This window comes from Nocardia sp. NPDC056000 (assembly GCF_042269265.1).
In the GTDB taxonomy this organism is placed as follows: Bacteria; Actinomycetota; Actinomycetes; order Mycobacteriales; family Mycobacteriaceae; genus Nocardia.
In genome coordinates, this window is sequence record NZ_JBHJXS010000006.1 from 406,184 (window position 1) to 422,975 (window position 16,792).

The window sequence follows — 16,792 nt, forward strand, 5'->3', positions numbered from 1 at the left end:
ACACGCCGCTCCGTAGCCGAGCATTCGCGGACCGGTCCGGCACAGTTCAGCTGATGTTGAGCTAGCTGATGAAAGGTCGGCCACATGGCTATACATCTCTCGCGGCGCACCCTACTGCGCACCTCGGCCGCCGGACTGATCGTCGCTCCGGCGCTCGCGGCGTGCTCGTCGAATGATGGTCCCGCCCTGGTCAAGCAGCGACCGAAGCTGACGCACGGGGTGGCGGTCGGTGACCCCCGCTCGGACGGCGCACTCATCTGGGCGCGCTCGGATCAGCCCGCCAAGCTCATCGTGGAGACCGCTGCCACCGAATCCTTCAAGGACGCAAAGCGTTTCGAAGGCCCCATGCTGACCCCCGATACCGACGGCACCGGCCGGGTGCGGGTGAACGGCCTGCCCGCCGGACAGCAGGTGCACTATCGCGTCACCCTCGACGGCGATGCCACCTCCGAACCCGTCACCGGTGTTTTCCGCACCGTGCCGACCGGTGCCTCGGATATCAAACTGCTGTGGTCCGGCGATGTGGTCGGCCAGGGTTACGGCATCAATCCCGACCTCGGCGGAATGAAGATCTTCTCCGCCATGGCCGCGCGCGATCCGCATTTGTTCATCCATTCCGGTGATTCCATCTACGCGGACGGCCCGCTCAAGGAATCGGTGACGCTGCCGGACGGCCGGATCTGGCGCAATACCGTCTCCGAGGCGAAAAGCGCTGTGGCGCAGACCCTGGATCAGTTCCGCGGTAATTTCGCCTACAACTTCACCGACGAGAACTATCGCCGCTTCAATTCCTCGGTGGCGCAGATCGTGCAGTGGGACGACCACGAGACGGTCAACAACTGGTATCCGGGCGGACAGGTCGGCCCGACCAAGGGGTACACCGAACGCAGTATGGATGTGCTCGCCACCCGGTCCTGGCAGGCATTTCACGAGTGGATGCCGGTGGAGCCCAAGGAGGCCGTGGACGGGCGGCTGTATCGCAAGATCTCCTACGGACCGCTGCTGGATGTCTTCGTACTGGACATGCGCACGTACAAGGACACCAATGACGAGAATCGCTCGCCCGACGGCAAGATTTTCGGCGCGGCCCAAACCCAATGGCTCATCGGCGCTTTGAAGGATTCCAAGGCGACCTGGAAAATCGTGGCCAACGACCTGCCGCTCGGAGTGGTCGTGAAAGATGGTGAACAGCCCGATCGCACCGCTTTCGAGGGTCCGGCGAACAATGATCCGGGCGCGCCCTCGGGGCGTGAGACCGAGATCGCCAAGGTGCTCTCATCCATCAAGGCCAACAAGGTTTCCGGCGTCGTCTGGCTCACCGCGGATGTGCATTACACCGCCGCGCACCACTATTCGCCCGAACGCGCCGCGTTCCAGGACTTCGACGAATTCTGGGAATTCGTCTCCGGGCCGTTGAACGCCGGTGCGTTCGGCCCGAACCCCCTGGACGGAACGTTCGGTCCGGAAGCCGTTTTCGTGCACGCTCCCCCGGTGCAGAACGCCTCCCCGCTGGACGGCGCCTACCAGCATTTCGGCGAGGTCAGCATTGACGGCAAGTCCCGCGAACTCACAGTGAATCTGTGCGACGCGACCGGAAACGTGCTGTTCACACAGCGTCTCACGCCCGCACACTGAGACGGCGGTCCAAGTACGAGCAGGACGGGCTCGACTATGGTTAGCTGTAGCGCCATGAGCACGTCCTTCTCCACCCTCCCGGCCGAGTTCCTGCCGCGCGACACCGCGGATGTGGTTCGTACCGTTCGGGATTCGCGCAAATCGACGAAACCGCTGATCATCCGCGGTGGGGAGCGACCGGACGAAGAGCTCGCACTGCCCGAACAGGGCACCGTGCTCTCGCTGCGCAAGATGAACCGGGTCCAGGTCGTGGACGCCGACGCCCGCACCGTGCGGGTGCAGGCGGGCGCGCGCCTGTCCGATATCGACCGCACCTTGGGCGCACACGGTTTGGGCCTGCCCATCGTCGGCGACCACCGGGATATCACCGCGGGCGGTTTCGCGGCGGTCGGCGGGCTCAGCGCCGCCTCGCATCGCTTCGGCATGTTCAGCGATAACGTCGTCGAGGTCGAATACGTCGATCAGGACGGGCGTTTCGGCACCTGCGGGCGCAATCATCACACCGAGCGCTTCCACCGCATCCTGGGCGGCGGCGGGCGCACCGGCATCATCACCGCGCTCACCCTCGGGGTGACCGAGGTGGACAAGGACCGCACCTGGCTCACCACGGACGCGCATCGCTTCCTGGACTTCGACACCTTCGTGGAGCAGGCGTACAAGGAGATTCAGTCACCCGGTGAGGCCATGCTCCAGGTCGGGCGCTGGGTGGACACCGCACCGCTGAAGGTGGCGCGGCCGGTCGGCACCGGCACCGTGCAGCTCGGCACGGTGCGCTTCGGGCAGTGGTCGAGCCTGCATCCGACCGCGCCGAATCTGTCGCTGCGCGCGCGGCGCGAGGTCGGCTCGCGGGCTCGAAAGTCGCTGGGCGCCATCGCCGCATCGGCGGGCGGGCGCGCCGGTATGCCGGTGCGCAATGCCGCGGCCGGTGCGCTCATGTTCGCTCCGAAGGTGCTGACGCTGCGCGATGCGGAGTACCTGGCCGATACGGTCATCAGTTCCTCCGAACGTGGTTCGGCATACCGCATTTCGGTGTTCGCGCCGATGTCGACCTACCCCAGGGTCTTCCACAAGCTGCACGATCTGTTCTCCGGGCATCGTGAGCAAACCGGTTGCTTCACCGTGATTTCCGCGCTCACCTACGGGGTGCGCTCGCACTACCTGCGCGAACTCGATAACGAAGATCATGGCTTCATCACCTTCACCTGCCGGTTGCGCCCGGCCGCGCTGCCCTCGGAACTGTTGCGGGACATCGTGTCCTCGATCGATGAAATCTGCCTGGCCGAACGCGCCCGGCGTTATGACCCGACCGATTAGAATGTGTTCCGCCGCACCGCCAGCAATCGGCTAGCAGCCGGGTGGTGCGGACGGTATCGGTACTGTCGGCGGGGTATCGGTGCATGGTTCGGCTCATTCATGACTGAAGGTTGCCTGTCCATGATGGAATTCCGCACTGCTCGCCGTCCGCGTCCCGCCGTCGATTCGATCGCGGGCAAACGCATCGTGATCACCGACGCCTGCTCCGAAATAGGCCGGGCCACAGCGCGATTACTCGCCTCCCACGGCGCAGAGGTGCTCCTCGTCGCGCGCCGCGGGAGTCAACTGGCCGCCGATTGCGCCGACATCATCGAGGCCGGTGGGCGCGCGCACTGGAATCGCTGCGATCTGTCCGCGCTCGGTGATGTGGATCAGCTGGTCGAATGGCTGGTCACCGATTTCGACAGCATCGATGTGCTGATCAATAACGCGGGCCGCCCATCCCGCCGCCCGGTCCTGCAATCGCTGGATCGCTTCAGCGATTACCAGCGCACCATGGCCGCCAACTACTTCGGCCCGCTCCGGCTGACCCTGGGCCTGCTGCCCGCCATGCTCGCGGGCGGTTCCGGTCATGTGGTGAATGTCGGCCCCTGGAGCCTGACCACCGGCGCCGCACCGAATTTCGCGTCCTATGCCAGCTCGCAGGCGGCCTGGACCACCTTCGGGCAGTGCGCCGACGCCGAACTCTCCCCGCGCGGGATTCACGTCACCGCCGTGCACTATCCGGCCTTCCGCATCGACGCCACCGCGCCGACCTACTTCACCGAACAACCGGTGCTGGACGCGAGCGAGGCGGCGCACTGGATAGAAACCGCCATCCGCACCCGGCCCGCCCAGCTCCAACCCCGTTTCCCCCGCGCCCTTTTGGGCCTCGCGGGCATGTCACCCCGCACCACCCGGTTGAAACACGCCCTCGGCATCTGAGCCAGCTCCACTCGATGAGGGGAGACGGGGTGCCGGGCAGTGCGGCACCCCGCCTTTCAGCCCACCCGCAGGGACCGCTCGAACTCCTTGCGGCGCACCGTCGCGACATATTCGGCGACGGCGGCGCGACTGTGTTCCAGCGCCGCGATGCGGGCTGTCATGCGGTCGTACTCCTGCTCCAGGGTCGCCAGCATCTCCGGGGTGGGATTCTCGAAATGGATATCGCGCGGCGCTTTCAAGCACGGCAGGATCTGCTTGATGATCCGCACCGGCAGCCCCGCCGCGAGCAGCCCCCGAATCTGCACCACCCGATCCACATTCGCCTCGTCATAGCTGCGATAACCGTTCGCGCACCGATCCGAGGCGATCAAACCCTGCTCCTCGTAATACCGCAGCAGACGGGGCGGGGTGTCGGTCAGCCGCGACAGCTCTCCAATGCGCATGCCGTCCATAACAACGGGACGGGCACAAATGTTCTGAGCTGCCCCGAATCGTCTATCTGTAGGCTCGCGAAGGAGGTTTCCGGGCACGCCCGCTCTGCGGCACCGCGCGTCGCCCACCAGCCCACCGGTCGGAGGTATCTCCTTGTCCAGCACAGCGATCCGGTCGCGGTCCGCGGGCGTCTCCGGTCATCTTCTGGTCGCCCTTGTCGCCCTGGCTGTGGCGCTGAGCCTGGCCCTGGTCATCGCCCCGCGCACGCTCGCGGCGAGTGGCTCGGCCGATTTCTCCGATGAGAATGCCCTGCGGGATGCGTTTCGGAAGGCGTTTGCCGAGTACTGGGCGTCCGGGTCCGGGGATTTTCCGGCGAGCCTGCAACATACGGTCGACTATTGGTTCCGGTATCACATTGCCAAGGCTGTGATCGCCGGGCTCCTGCTGATAGTGCTTGCCGCGCTGGCGGTTCTGGTTTGGAAGGCATTTCTGCGGGCCGCCGAGCTCGGCGCCGGAATCAGTGCCGCGCTCGCCACCGCCGGAACGTTCGTGAGCCTGCTGGCGCTGTTCGCGCTGCTGACCGTGATGGCGAATATCCAAGGCGTGGCGGCACCTTTCGCATCGTTGCTGCCCATGCTGCCGGTCGGTGATTCCGGCGGCGATCTCGCGCCCACCCTGAATCAGATCCGGCAGGACCTGGCCGAGGACCGGATCACTCCCGCCCTGCGCGTGATGATCGACGACTTCGGCAGATATCACGCGGCCATGGCCGTGATCGCCGCGACCACGGGCGTCATCGCGATCGTGGCGAGCGCACTGTGCTGGCGCGCCTTCGCCCGAACAACCGGGTCCGACAAACGAACCCGGCGCACGCTGGCCGTATTCGCCACGCTCGCAACCGTGTTATCACTGGCCGCCATCACCATCGCGGTGGTCAACACGGCCACCGCCGCGGACTCCCCACCCGCCCTGACCGCATTCTTCGACGGCGGCTGGTGATCACCTCACCCGTTCCCGTACACCCGATCCGGAATCACCAGCACGACCGCCCGCCGATCCTCGGCCATCACCCGGTCGTACTCATCCCAATCATCATGCGTCCCACCGGCCGCGGTGAACACCTCCCGCAGCAACACCCGCAACCGCTCCCCATCGATCCCCGCCACCGGATCATCCGGCCCCACAATCCACACATTCCCCTCAACCGTGCGCCACTCCCACCCCACCCGAACCACCACCGACATCCGCGGCCGCACCCGCAAATTCGCCAACTTCCGAGTCCCACCCCGCAAAACCATCCCCACCACCGGCTCACCACTATCCGGATGCGCCAACACCCCCGCATTGATCAGCGAAGACTGGATGGTCCCATCCGCCCGCGACGTCGAAACCACACACAACCCATGATCACCGGCAATCAGCCGCGCGAATTCAGCGAGATCGGTCACGATCGAAGTCTACGTAGTCGCGGATTGCCCGGTGCGGGAGATCAATTCACCGGCTAGCGCGCGGTACTGGTCGGCGCCTTGGGATTTGGGGGCCCAGGTGGTTACCGGTTCGCCGGCGAGGGTGGCGTCGGGGAAGCGGACGGTACGGGAGATCTGGGTGTCGTAGACGCGGTCGCCGAAGACCTCTTTGACTCGGGTGAGGACTTGGCGGGAGTGCAGGAGGCGGCCGTCGAACATGGTGACGACGATGCCGGATAGGTGTAGGCGGGGGTTGAGGCGGTCGCGGACCTTTTCCATGGTGTCGGTGAGCAGGGCCAGGCCGCGTAGGGCGAAGTATTCCGGTTCCATGGGGATGATGACGCCGTCGGCGCACGCCAGGGCGTTGACGGTGAGCAGGCTCAGCGACGGCTGGCAGTCGATGAGGATGTAGTCGTAGCGGTCGCGGATGGGGTCCAGGACGCGGGCCAGGCATTGTTCGCGGCCGACCTCGTTGACGAGCTGGATTTCCGCGGCGGAGAGGTCGATATTGCTCGGGAGCAGGTGCATGTTCTCGACGCCGGTCTTCATCAGCACCTCGTCGACCGAGGGCGCGTTCCGGCTGAGCAGGTCGTAGATGGTCAGCTCGAGGTCGTTGACGTACACGCCCAACCCGGCCGACAGCGCGCCCTGCGGATCGAGATCGACCAGCAGCACGCGCAGTCCGGTCTCGGCGAGCGCCGCTCCTAGATTGATGGTCGAGGTCGTCTTCCCGACCCCACCCTTCTGGTTGCACAGGGCCACGATCTGCGCTTCAGAGGTTGCCAACATGTTGCCAGGCTAGCCCCGCAGGCTCCGGACCCGGTGCTGCGACGCGTGAGTGTTTACTCACGAAATACCGCCCGCACCGGCCGAGTACGCGGACAACGCGAAGCGCCCCACCGGAATCCGGTGGGGCGCTTCGTAGTTCGACTCGATACCGCCGAATCAGTGCTTTTCGGGGCCGAGGTGGTACTCGAACACCAGACCGCCCGCGGCGACCAGGATGCAGACCACGCCGACGCCGATCAGCCAGTACTGGAAGAAGGCGAAGCCCAGGGCGGTGATGGAACCCGCGCCCGCGAGCAGGATGGGCCAGAACGAACCGGGCGAGAAGAAGCCCAGGTCGCCTGCGCCGTCCACGATTTCGGCCTCTTCATAGTCTTCCGGACGCAGGTCCAGTCGACGGGCGACGAAGCGGAAGTAGGTGCCGACGATCAGCGCCAGACCCGCCGTCAGCACGATGGCGGTGGTGCCGGCCCATTCGACGCCGGTGCGCGACTGGGCGGTGAAGTAGGCGTAGACGACGCCCACGATCGCGAAAAAGACCGCGAGCAGTTCGAAGATGCGAGCTTCGACCTTCATGTCAGTTCATCCCTCACTTGACTTCGGAGGCGAGTTCGTTGCCACGCGCATCGCGCTTGGTGTTGAACGGCTTGGTGGTCGTCGCCAGCGGCGACTGCCCGATGGACTCCAGCGCCGCCGCGTTGGTCTTGCCATCCTTGCGCGCATCCAGGTACTTCTGGAAGTTCTCCGGCGAAACCGCGCGAACCTCGAAGTTCATCATGGAGTGGAAGGTGCCGCACATCTCGGCGCAACGGCCGACGAACGCGCCTTCCTTCTCGATCTTGGTGATCTGGAAGATGTTGTCCGAGTTGTTCTGCTTCGGGTTCGGCATGACGTCCCGCTTGAACAGGAACTCCGGCACCCAGAAGGAGTGGATGACATCCGCCGCGGCCAGCTGGAACTCGATGTTCTTACCGGTCGGCAGGACCAGGACCGGGATCTCGTTCGAGGTGCCGACGGTCTCGATCTTGTCGTAGTTCAGGTACGAGATGTCATTCGCGGGCAGACCGTTGTTCGGGCCGGGTTGCGGGTGACCGTCCTCGGTGCGCTCCGCGTACTCGTCCTTGATCTGCTGGTTCATGTCCTGACGGACGTGATCGACACCGTCGTACACCGGAGCGCCGCCCTTGAGGTCGACCTTCTGGTAGCCGAACTTCCAATTCCACTGGAACGCGGTCACATCGACCACGACATCCGGATCGGAGACCTTCTCGTGCACGTAGTTCTGCACCACCACGGTGAAGTAGAACAGCACCGCGATGATCACGAACGGAGCCGCCGTGTAGCTCAGCTCCAGCGGCACGTTGTAACCGGTCTGCCGCGGGAACTCCGGGGAGTCCGCCTTCTTGCGGTGGAACGCGATCGTCCAGAAGGTCAGACCCCACACGATCACACCCATCACCAGAGCGGCGATGACGGACCAAGTCCACAGCTCGCGCATCCGGGTGGCCTGCGGCGTGACGCCCGAGGGCCAACCGAATCGAAGCCACGGGTTGTCGATCGAGCATCCGGAGACGAGCATCGCGGTCATCCCCAAGGACACCGCCAGCCCGGCCCGTCGAAGGATGCGGCCCCGCCGACCCTGGGCGGGTCGTGCCCCTATCGCTTCGCTCGCCTTGTGCGCCACGCTCAACGCCTTCCTGGTCGTCTATTCGACTGGCATCGCCCGGGCTCCCTACCGCCGGGCGACACAACTACAGCACGCTGGGAACCTCTGAGACCGTTCGCGCGCAACGCAGGATCGGCCCCGGGAGTTCCCGAGTACTACGCAGCGTAGACCAAACCGGGCACACCATTGTGATGGGGTCGGCTTCGACACTCCGAGAACCTCATAACCCGTGGATACGGCCTCTGGCGGCGCGATCAACGCGCGTGCGGCATACTCGGACAGTACGTTTCGCGTATCGACGCGCGACTCTCCTTTACTCCGGAAACGAGGTTCTGCCCGCAGTGTGTGGACTGCTCGGATTTCTGACGGCTCAGACGGCGACCACCCCGGATGGGCGGACGGTCGAGACCACGGCGGCGCAGGTGTACGAGGCGCTGCACTGCCAGCGGCATCGCGGCCCCGATGAGAAGGGCACCTGGAACGACGATCGCATGATCTTCGGCTTCAATCGCCTGTCCATCATCGATATCGAGCATTCGCATCAGCCGCTGCGCTGGGGCCCGCCGGAGAACAGGGAGCGATACGCGCTCACCTTCAACGGCGAGATCTACAACTACCTCGAACTGCGCGAGGAGTTGAAGGCCGCGCACCAGGCCGAATTCGGCGATGAGCCGATGTTCGCGACCGAGGGCGACTCCGAGGCGATCGTCGCGGCCTTCCACTACTGGGGAGCCGAGGCCGCCAAACGCCTGCGCGGCATGTTCGCCTTCGCCATCTGGGATACCGAGACCGGCAAACTGTTCATCGCGCGCGATCCGTTCGGCATCAAGCCGCTGTTCCTGGCCACCGGGCCGGGCGGCACCGCGTTCGCGAGTGAGAAGAAGAGCCTGCTGGAACTGCTTCCGGCGCTGGAGCTTTCCGACGACCTCGATCCGCGCGCGCTCGAGCACTACACGGTGCTGCAGTACGTGCCCGAGCCCGAGACGCTGCACAAGAACATCCGCCGCCTCGAATCCGGTTGCTACGCCTGGATCGAACCGGGCCAGAAGCCGCGCTTCACCCGCTACTTCAATCCGCAGTTCCGGGTGCGGCCGTTCGGCGCCGCGAACACCCGGTACAAGGAGATCGCGGCGGCGCTGGAGGATTCGGTCGCCAAGCATATGCGCGCCGATGTGACCGTCGGTTCGTTCCTGTCCGGCGGTATCGACTCCACCGCCATCGCGGCGCTCGCGATTCGGCACAACCCGAATCTGCTGACCTTCACCTCGGCGTTCGAGCGTGAGGGGTACTCCGAGGCCGATGTGGCCGCCGAGACCGCCGCCGCGATCGGCGCGAAACATTTCATTCGCATGGTGACGCCGGAGGATTTCGCCAACGCCATCCCCGAGATCGTCTGGTACCTGGACGAACCCGTCGCCGATCCGGCGCTGGTGCCGCTGTACTTCGTCGCCAAGGAAGCCCGCAAGCACGTCAAGGTGGTGCTGTCCGGCGAGGGCGCGGACGAGTTGTTCGGCGGGTACACCATCTACCGGGAGCCGCTCTCGCTCAAGCCGTTCGAGTATCTGCCCAAGAGTGTGCGCAAACTCGCTGGCCTGCTGTCGGACCGTATTCCGGAGGGCACCCGCGGTAAGAGCCTGCTGCATCGCGGCTCGCTCAAGCTGGAGGACCGCTACTACGGCAATGCCCGCAGCTTCAATGACGCCCAATTGCGTTCGGTACTGCGGGAATTCCGCCCGGAGTGGACGCATCAGGATGTCACCGGCCCCATCTACGGCGTGCAGGACCGCGCCATGGATCCGGTCGCGCGCATGCAGCATCTGGACCTGTTCACCTGGTTGCGCGGCGATATCCTGGTCAAGGCCGACAAGATGACCATGGCCAATTCGCTCGAATTGCGGGTCCCCTTCCTCGATTCCGAGGTCTTCAAGGTCGCCGAGCAGATCCCGTTCGAACAGAAGATCACCAAGGAGACCACCAAATACGCGCTGCGCCAGGCACTGGAGGGCATCGTCCCGCCGCATGTGCTGCACCGCGCGAAGCTGGGTTTCCCGGTGCCGCTGCGGCATTGGCTGCGCGGTCCGGAACTGTTCGACTGGGCGCGCCAGCAGATCGCCGACTCCGGCACCGATCACCTGCTGAACAAGCCCGCGATCCTGGCCATGCTTGAGGCGCACCGCACCGGCCCGATCGACCATTCGCGGCGACTGTGGACGCTGCTGGTGTTCATGGTGTGGCACGGCATCTTCGTCGAGGACCGCATCAAGCCGGAGATCCAGGAGCCGGTGTACCCGGTCAGCCTCTGAGCCGACGGGGCAGGCGCTCACCCGGTGAGCTTCTGCCCCACCCGGATTCCGTACGCCTGGATCTTGCGATAGAGCGAGGACCGGGCGATCCCGACCAGCACCGCGGCATCACGCCGATTCCCGCCGGTCTGCATGAGCGCCCGCACGATGGCGCTGCGCTCGGCCGCCTCGATGGGCGTGAGCCTGCGCCCACCGGAGACGAAACAGGTCTCGGGCAGATCCTCCGCGCGCAGATCCCCCACCGGCCGCCGAGTCAGCGCCGTACGCAACGCTTCTCGCAGTTCCGCGATATTTCCGGGCCAATCGTGGCCGAGCAGCACCCGCAAGGTGGCGGGGGTGCACGCCACAGTCCGGCGCGGAGCGAGCACGCCGAGCAGATGCGAAACCAGTTGCGGCAGATCATCGATGCGATGCCGCAGCGGGGGGACACTGACCGAGATGTCGAAATGTCGCAGGACGGAATCCAATTGAGCGTGTGGATCCCGGCCACAAGCACGCCGGGATGACGGGGGCGAAGCATTCCCGGCTGAGGGGGTCGGAGCATTGCGGGATGACGGGGTGGGGGTATGCGGGGATGAGGGGGTGGGGTTTCCGGTGGCGTCGGCCGAAACCGCGTGCGCGCATTCGGTGTTCGTGTGCGCCATGGTGGCGGCCAGCCAGCCGTGTTCACCGCGTTCGTCGAGGATGCGATCGAGATCGTCGTAGTCGCCGGGGAATTCGTCGAGGTGGGCCAGGACCAGGGTGGGCAGGCGGGTGGCTTCGAGGCCCTTCAGGACCTGGGCGACCGGGTCGGTGCGGCAGTCGATGACGACCAGGGGGCGGGTGGGGAAGGCGCGGCGGTGGGCGGCGGTGAGCAAAGCCAGTTTGCCGCTGCCGGATTCGCCGGTGAGCACCACGGGAGCGGCGGTGTGCGCCGCGTCCACCACCTCGCCGGTGACGCGACGCCAGGCGGCGGAATCACCCGGGATCTCGGGCATGCCAACCGATTTCACCGGGGCACGGCGGGCGCTCGGCTCCGGCGCGGTGAGATCGACCCGCAGCACCACACCCGCGATATCCGCGCCGACGGTCACGGTTTCCGGTCGCACTCGAGCGGAGCGGCCGGAGGGCATCTCGACGTCGAGCACCATGCTGTCGCGCAATCCGCTGAGCCCGGAGGCGATTTCGCGGATGTACGCCTTCTCCTGCGGCAGCAGTTGCTGATTGGCGCGGGTATCGCTCATGAACACGTCACCGCCGAGGGAGACCACCGGCCCGCGCGCGGTGCGGCTGACCCGCAGGAAATGTTCGAGCACCGCCTGCTGATGTACGGATCCGCTGGCGCGCAGCTCGATCTCGATATTCCGCGCCGCCTGCTGGGCGAGCGAATGCATGAACGGACTGGCGTCGGTGGCCAGGCAGCTCAGATCGAGTACGCCCTGCACCAGCCCGGTCAGCGGATCGCGGATCGGTGCGCCCGCGCAGGCGAAGACGGTGATGTTCTCCGCGAAATGCTCATGGCCGGTAATGAATACGGCTTTGCCCGAGGCCAGCGCGGTGCCGACCCCATTGGTGCCGACCTCGCCCTCGCTGTAATTGAAGCCGGGCGCGAAGAACACGGTGTCGAACCGCCCGCCCAGCAGTCGCTGATTGTCGCGCCGCAGCAGCACGCGCGAATTGCGGTCGGTGAGCGCGATACTCACCGGCAGATCGCTCAATTCCAGTTCGAGGCGGTCGATTACGGGCAGCGCGCATTGGACGAACCGGCTCTGTAGATCGAGATCGCCCACGTAGCCACGATCCAGCACATTCGACAGATCGCTGACGCCCGCCTCGACCGATCGCCGCCAGGATGCCGACACCAGACCGGACACCCCGTCCACGGGGAGATCGCCCGAGCTGAGGAAGCTTTCGCGCGCACGCACGACCGGGATGCTGTGGCCGGCCAGACTCACGGGTGCCCCTCTCGCCGTAGTTTGCTGCCTTCCACCTTCAAGTGTCCCAAAGTGGGACATCGTATCCGGGTGATTCCACCTGAAACTGATGACACCAACGACTGTGACCACAGCCGCTGACGGATACGTGCCCCATTCGGCTGTGGCACCTGTTGGAGTGCCCACCCGCCCCGGCCATCGGTGCCAGTGTTGTCACCCGTGACCTACCGCCCAAGGTTCGCGTCAGGGTCGGGGCTGGTGGTGCGGCGCTGATTGAAGACGGCGCAGGTCAACCCGCTACGCACGGTAAGCGGCCGTACTCGTCAATACAGCAGCGGGCCCAATAGTTTCGCGTACTTACGAGCCGATTCGTCATGTTCCAGCAGTGCCGCATACCGGCCGCTCGGTCCCGAAACACACAGTGCGCCTTCGGCGGTGCCGTGTTCGCTGTACACCGGATACGCCAGGCAGGCGATGCCCGGCACCAGTTCATTGACCGCGCTCGCATAGCCGGTCTCGCGAATGACCCGCATCTCCTCGGCCAGCACCGCATGCTCCACATGGGTGTGCGTGGTGATCCGCGCCGGATCGGAAATCATTGCCCGCCACTGGGTCCGGGTCGAGAGCAGCAGTTTCCCGGCGGCCGAGGCATGCGGATGCCGGACCAGTTCGCGCTCCCCCGGCACCGGATGATCCGGATCCTCATTGGCGACCTGCACCGAATCGGTGCGGAAATGCATGAGGTGCACCGCGAATCGCGTCGTCGCACGGAATTCGTCCAGACACCCGCGCGCGGCGGCGGGCACCACCGGGGTGTTCAGCGCGCCCGCCAGTCCGCGCAATCGCACGCCGAGCCCGAAGCCGCGCAAATCCGCTGTGCGCACCAGATATTCGTCCGCGACCAGCGCGTTGATCAGCCGATACGCCGTCGCCGGTGCCATATCCAGGCGATGTGCGATCTCCTTGGCGGTCACCCCGACCCCGCATTCGGCGACCACCTCGAGAATGGCCAGGGAATTGGAGACCGCGTTCGTGCGGCGCGAATCCTTCATCGCGTACTACCGGAACGTCGCGGTCTGGAGCAGATCGGTGCGCCGCGGCTCATCGTAGATACCGATGCCGCGCAATCGATCCGGCGCGAACACCCGCAACCAGGCGGTGTAGACCAGCGATGCGCCCAGCACGGCGGCGTAGACGGTCAGCAGTTCGGCATTGTTGCTCTGATTCGAGAACGCGGCCGCCCCCACCAGCAATGCCAGCAGCACCGCCGTCACCGCACCCAGCACATTGAGCGCCCGGCTGGATTCGTGAATCCGCCGCAGCAGCGCGGGCCCGGCCAGACAGGCGGGCAGATAACTGCCGAGATAACCGAGCGCGCTGAGCGTCAGGAACGATCGAATACCGTCCTGCGGTTCGGTGCCCGCCAGCAGTGCGCCGACCGCACAGCCGGTGATCACACCCATGGCCAGCACGATGGCGTGCGCGGGCGTATGGAACCGCCGATGCGCCCGCCCCACCACCGCGGGCGCGATGCGCTCGCGCCCCATGGTGAACAGCACCCGCACCAGCGCGTTGGTGGATGCGATGGTGCAGGCGAAGAACGAGGCGGCGATACCCAGATCCACCACGGCCGCGAGCACCCGGGCGTCCTGCCGCAGCAGCAGATCCGTCACCGGTGTCTCGGTGCCCGCACTCAACGCCGAACCGCCGCCCAGCGCAATCGATTCCGCGACCACCGCCACCACGTAGATGGCCGCCGCCGCGACCGGCGTCCACACCAGCGTGCGCGGCACCGACCGGAACGGCCGATACGACTCCGAGGACAGCGTGGTCGCACTCTCGAATCCGACGAACGCGCTGATCGCCACCACCGCGCTCATGGCGAGATTGCCGGTGCCCGGACGCTCGGTGTACTCGTGCGGCAGTCCCGCACCGCCACCGCCCCGGGTGAGCAGATAGATCATGAGCGCCAGCACCACCGCCACCGACACGCATTCGACCAGCAGCGTGGCCCCCGCCGAGACGCGAATTCCGCGCACCATGAGCAGCACCGCCACGGCCGCCGCGATGAGCAGCACCGCGACTACGGCCGCGGTGGAACCGAATCCGCTCAGCCCCGCGGTCTCGGCGAACTGTCCCGCATAGGTCCCGACCGCGATCAGTCCCGCCACGCTCACGCTGCCGTATCCGACAATCGCGGACCAGCCGACCGGAATCGCCACGGTGGGCCCGAGTCCCTGCGCCACATACGTATAGAGCCCGCCGCTCACCGCGAGCCGCTGTGCCATCGGCCGGATCAGCAGCGCCACACAGGTCGCCAGCAGTCCCGCCGCCACGAACGCCAGCACGCTCGCGCCCCCGCCCACCGCGCTGATCACGAAAGGCGGTGTGACAGCGGCGGTTCCGGACGGCGCGATGGCCGCCACCGATTGCGCGAACACCGGCAGGAACGGGAGTTTGCGGCGAGTGAGCCCGCGTAGCGAGGAACGCCGCACCACCAGTGGCGGACTCGGCGTCGGCGCGGGCATTCTGTATCCAACTCTCTACTGCTGTGACGTGAAGTCCCACAGCGTGCTCGATCCCGATGTCGGGCAGGTTAATTCCGGTTACGGCCATTTATCGCGGGGTGAGAGAATTCCCGCCCCAATTCTCTCGTTCGCGGTCACCGCGACACGATGCCCTCGTTACAGCCGCCTACTACGGTTCCGCAGCAACACCGAGTAGATCGAAATACCGAATCTCACTCCGGTGCCTGTCACTGATCAGGAAGGCGGAATCAGCTGTGGCCGAGAAAAGCCGCTCCAATCGCGATACGGAAGGGGACTTCCGGTGAAGCGGCGCACCGCAATGGGATTGGCGCTGAAAACGGCGGCGGCCATAGCGACGGCCGGTGGAGTGGCCCGTGCGATTCCCGCCACCGCGGCCCCCGCCGAGGCCGAATTGGCCTTCACCCCGGCCACCGAATTGGCCCGCCTGGTAGCGGCCGGGCAGGTATCGGCCACCGAACTCGCCACCCTGTTCCTCGAGCGGATCGATCGGCTGAATCCGGCGCTCAACGCCTTCACCACGGTGATGCGGCAGCAGGCGCTGGCCCAGGCCGCCGACCTCGACACCCGGCAGGCGCGCGGTGAGCGACTCGGACCACTGCACGGTGTGCCGATCGTGGTGAAGGACGAGGACCACGTCGAAGGCATCGTCACCACCTACGGCGGCGGGGCGTTCTCGGTTCCGGCGGCACGGGACAGCGCGGTCGTGGCCCGATTGCGCGCGGCCGGTGCGGTGATTCTGGGCAAGACCACCATGCCCGAATTCGGGATCTGGGCGTTCACCGAATCCGATGCGCACGGCATCACCCGCAATCCGTGGGATCTATCCCGCTCCACGGCCGGATCCTCCGGTGGGACGGCGGCCGCGGTGGCGGCGGGCCTGGCCCCGCTGGGTGTGGGCGGTGACGGCGGCGGGTCGATCCGGCTGCCGTCCTCGTGGTGCGGATTGTTCGGTCTCAAACCGCAATTGGGGCGGGTGAGCGCCGCGCCGAATCGGGAACTGTGGAACAACCTGGGCGTCATCGGCTGCCTGTCCCGATCGGTCGGGGATTCGGCGCTGTTCTACGACATCACTCAGGGCTCGACTCCGGGCGTGGACATCTACAGTGCGGGCGCGCTGGACGGCACGTTCAGCGCGGCGGCCGCGACCCCGCCCGGCCCGCTGCGCATAGCCATCTCCACGAAACCCGCCAGCCTCGCCGCGACGGTGGATCCCGAGACCGCCGCCGCGCTGGAATCGCTCGGCCGACTGCTGGAATCGCTGGGCCATCACGTCTTTCACGGTGAACCCGCCTATCCGGATATCACCGCGGCCTTCGAGCCCATGTGGCTGGTCTCCCCCGCAGCCGAATCCCGCCGGGCCGATCATCCGGAGCTGCTGGAGCTGCGCACCAAGGAATTGGCGCTCTACGCAATGGCTTTCGACAATCCGGTCGCGCTGGGCGCGGCGCGCGCCGCCACCGATGCGGTGATCGGCGCGGTCATGCCGTTCTTCGATACCGCCGATGTGCTGATCACTCCGACCACGCCCGGTCCGGCCTGGCCGGTCGGACAGCTCACCGGAATGGATTTCCACGGAGCGGCACTCAAATCCCTTCCGGCAGCGAGCTGGACCAATATCTGGAATGTGTGCGGTAATCCGGCCGCCGCCATTCCCACCGGATTCTCCGGCGGCGGCCTGCCGCTATCGGCGCAATTGATCGGTCCACCGAACAGTGAATTGCGCTTGATATCCCTGGCCGCGCAGATAGAACAGGCCCGGCCCTGGTCCGGTACGCGGCCCTCGATCCACTGAATTCCCCAATAG

Annotated in this window: 14 protein-coding genes; 6 read left to right on the forward strand and 8 right to left on the reverse strand. The window is 66.1% G+C overall.

Features of this window, described 5'->3' with window-relative positions; translation table 11 throughout:
* The first annotated feature begins 84 nt into the window (after nt 1-84).
* From ACFC4D_RS20485 to ACFC4D_RS20495, 3 genes are all read left to right on the forward strand, one after another.
* The gene (locus ACFC4D_RS20485; protein ID WP_376065379.1) at nt 85-1,635 is read left to right on the forward strand and encodes an alkaline phosphatase D family protein; all 1,551 of its coding nucleotides are present in this window, start codon (nt 85-87) and stop codon (nt 1,633-1,635) included.
* A 54-nt stretch (nt 1,636-1,689) separates the two neighbouring features.
* The gene (locus tag ACFC4D_RS20490) at nt 1,690-2,949 is read left to right on the forward strand and encodes an FAD-dependent oxidoreductase (RefSeq protein ID WP_375968168.1); all 1,260 of its coding nucleotides are present in this window, start codon (nt 1,690-1,692) and stop codon (nt 2,947-2,949) included.
* A gap of 99 nt (nt 2,950-3,048) precedes the next feature.
* Nucleotides 3,049-3,873, forward strand: coding sequence for an SDR family NAD(P)-dependent oxidoreductase (locus tag ACFC4D_RS20495; RefSeq protein ID WP_375968169.1), 825 nt, complete (start codon nt 3,049-3,051; stop codon nt 3,871-3,873).
* A gap of 56 nt (nt 3,874-3,929) precedes the next feature.
* On the opposite strand, the gene ACFC4D_RS20500 is transcribed toward ACFC4D_RS20495, so the two are convergent.
* Nucleotides 3,930-4,316 (reverse strand): MerR family transcriptional regulator, encoded by a 387-nt coding sequence (locus ACFC4D_RS20500; RefSeq protein ID WP_376065382.1) that lies wholly within the window; start codon nt 4,314-4,316, stop codon nt 3,930-3,932.
* Between the two features lie 142 nt (nt 4,317-4,458).
* On the opposite strand from ACFC4D_RS20500, the gene ACFC4D_RS20505 reads away from it, so the two are divergent.
* Nucleotides 4,459-5,304: a hypothetical protein gene (locus ACFC4D_RS20505; protein WP_376065383.1), complete on the forward strand. Its 846-nt coding sequence runs from the start codon at nt 4,459-4,461 to the stop codon at nt 5,302-5,304.
* Nucleotides 5,305-5,309: 5 nt separating this feature from the next.
* Here ACFC4D_RS20505 and ACFC4D_RS20510 read toward each other — a convergent pair whose 3' ends face one another.
* From ACFC4D_RS20510 to ACFC4D_RS20525, 4 genes are all read right to left on the reverse strand, one after another.
* The gene (locus ACFC4D_RS20510) at nt 5,310-5,753 is read right to left on the reverse strand and encodes a pyridoxamine 5'-phosphate oxidase (protein WP_376065385.1); all 444 of its coding nucleotides are present in this window, start codon (nt 5,751-5,753) and stop codon (nt 5,310-5,312) included.
* Nucleotides 5,754-5,762: 9 nt separating this feature from the next.
* Entirely contained in the window at nt 5,763-6,560 is a 798-nt protein-coding gene (locus tag ACFC4D_RS20515; protein WP_376065388.1) for a ParA family protein, read from the reverse strand.
* A gap of 156 nt (nt 6,561-6,716) precedes the next feature.
* Nucleotides 6,717-7,133, reverse strand: a complete 417-nt coding sequence (locus ACFC4D_RS20520) for a cytochrome c oxidase subunit 4 (protein ID WP_364643981.1) — start codon at nt 7,131-7,133, stop codon at nt 6,717-6,719.
* Between the two features lie 13 nt (nt 7,134-7,146).
* Nucleotides 7,147-8,145: a cytochrome c oxidase subunit II gene (locus tag ACFC4D_RS20525; protein WP_375968176.1), complete on the reverse strand. Its 999-nt coding sequence runs from the start codon at nt 8,143-8,145 to the stop codon at nt 7,147-7,149.
* A 419-nt stretch (nt 8,146-8,564) separates the two neighbouring features.
* Between ACFC4D_RS20525 and asnB the strand changes: the two genes are divergently transcribed.
* The gene (gene asnB / locus ACFC4D_RS20530; protein ID WP_364643987.1) at nt 8,565-10,526 is read left to right on the forward strand and encodes an asparagine synthase (glutamine-hydrolyzing); all 1,962 of its coding nucleotides are present in this window, start codon (nt 8,565-8,567) and stop codon (nt 10,524-10,526) included.
* Between the two features lie 17 nt (nt 10,527-10,543).
* Here asnB and ACFC4D_RS20535 read toward each other — a convergent pair whose 3' ends face one another.
* The 3 genes from ACFC4D_RS20535 to ACFC4D_RS20545 all read right to left on the reverse strand — a co-directional run bounded on the left by ACFC4D_RS20535 (nt 10,544) and on the right by ACFC4D_RS20545 (nt 14,967).
* Complete coding sequence (locus tag ACFC4D_RS20535) at nt 10,544-12,460, reverse strand: sigma-54-dependent Fis family transcriptional regulator (protein WP_376065389.1); 1,917 nt, start codon at nt 12,458-12,460, stop codon at nt 10,544-10,546.
* A gap of 302 nt (nt 12,461-12,762) precedes the next feature.
* A complete protein-coding gene (locus tag ACFC4D_RS20540) occupies nt 12,763-13,491 on the reverse strand; it encodes an IclR family transcriptional regulator C-terminal domain-containing protein (RefSeq protein WP_364643994.1) in 729 nt (242 codons plus the stop codon).
* Nucleotides 13,492-13,497: 6 nt separating this feature from the next.
* Nucleotides 13,498-14,967, reverse strand: coding sequence for an APC family permease (locus ACFC4D_RS20545; RefSeq protein ID WP_376065392.1), 1,470 nt, complete (start codon nt 14,965-14,967; stop codon nt 13,498-13,500).
* A gap of 301 nt (nt 14,968-15,268) precedes the next feature.
* On the opposite strand from ACFC4D_RS20545, the gene ACFC4D_RS20550 reads away from it, so the two are divergent.
* A complete protein-coding gene (locus tag ACFC4D_RS20550; RefSeq protein ID WP_376065395.1) occupies nt 15,269-16,780 on the forward strand; it encodes an amidase in 1,512 nt (503 codons plus the stop codon).
* Nucleotides 16,781-16,792 lie beyond the last annotated feature (12 nt).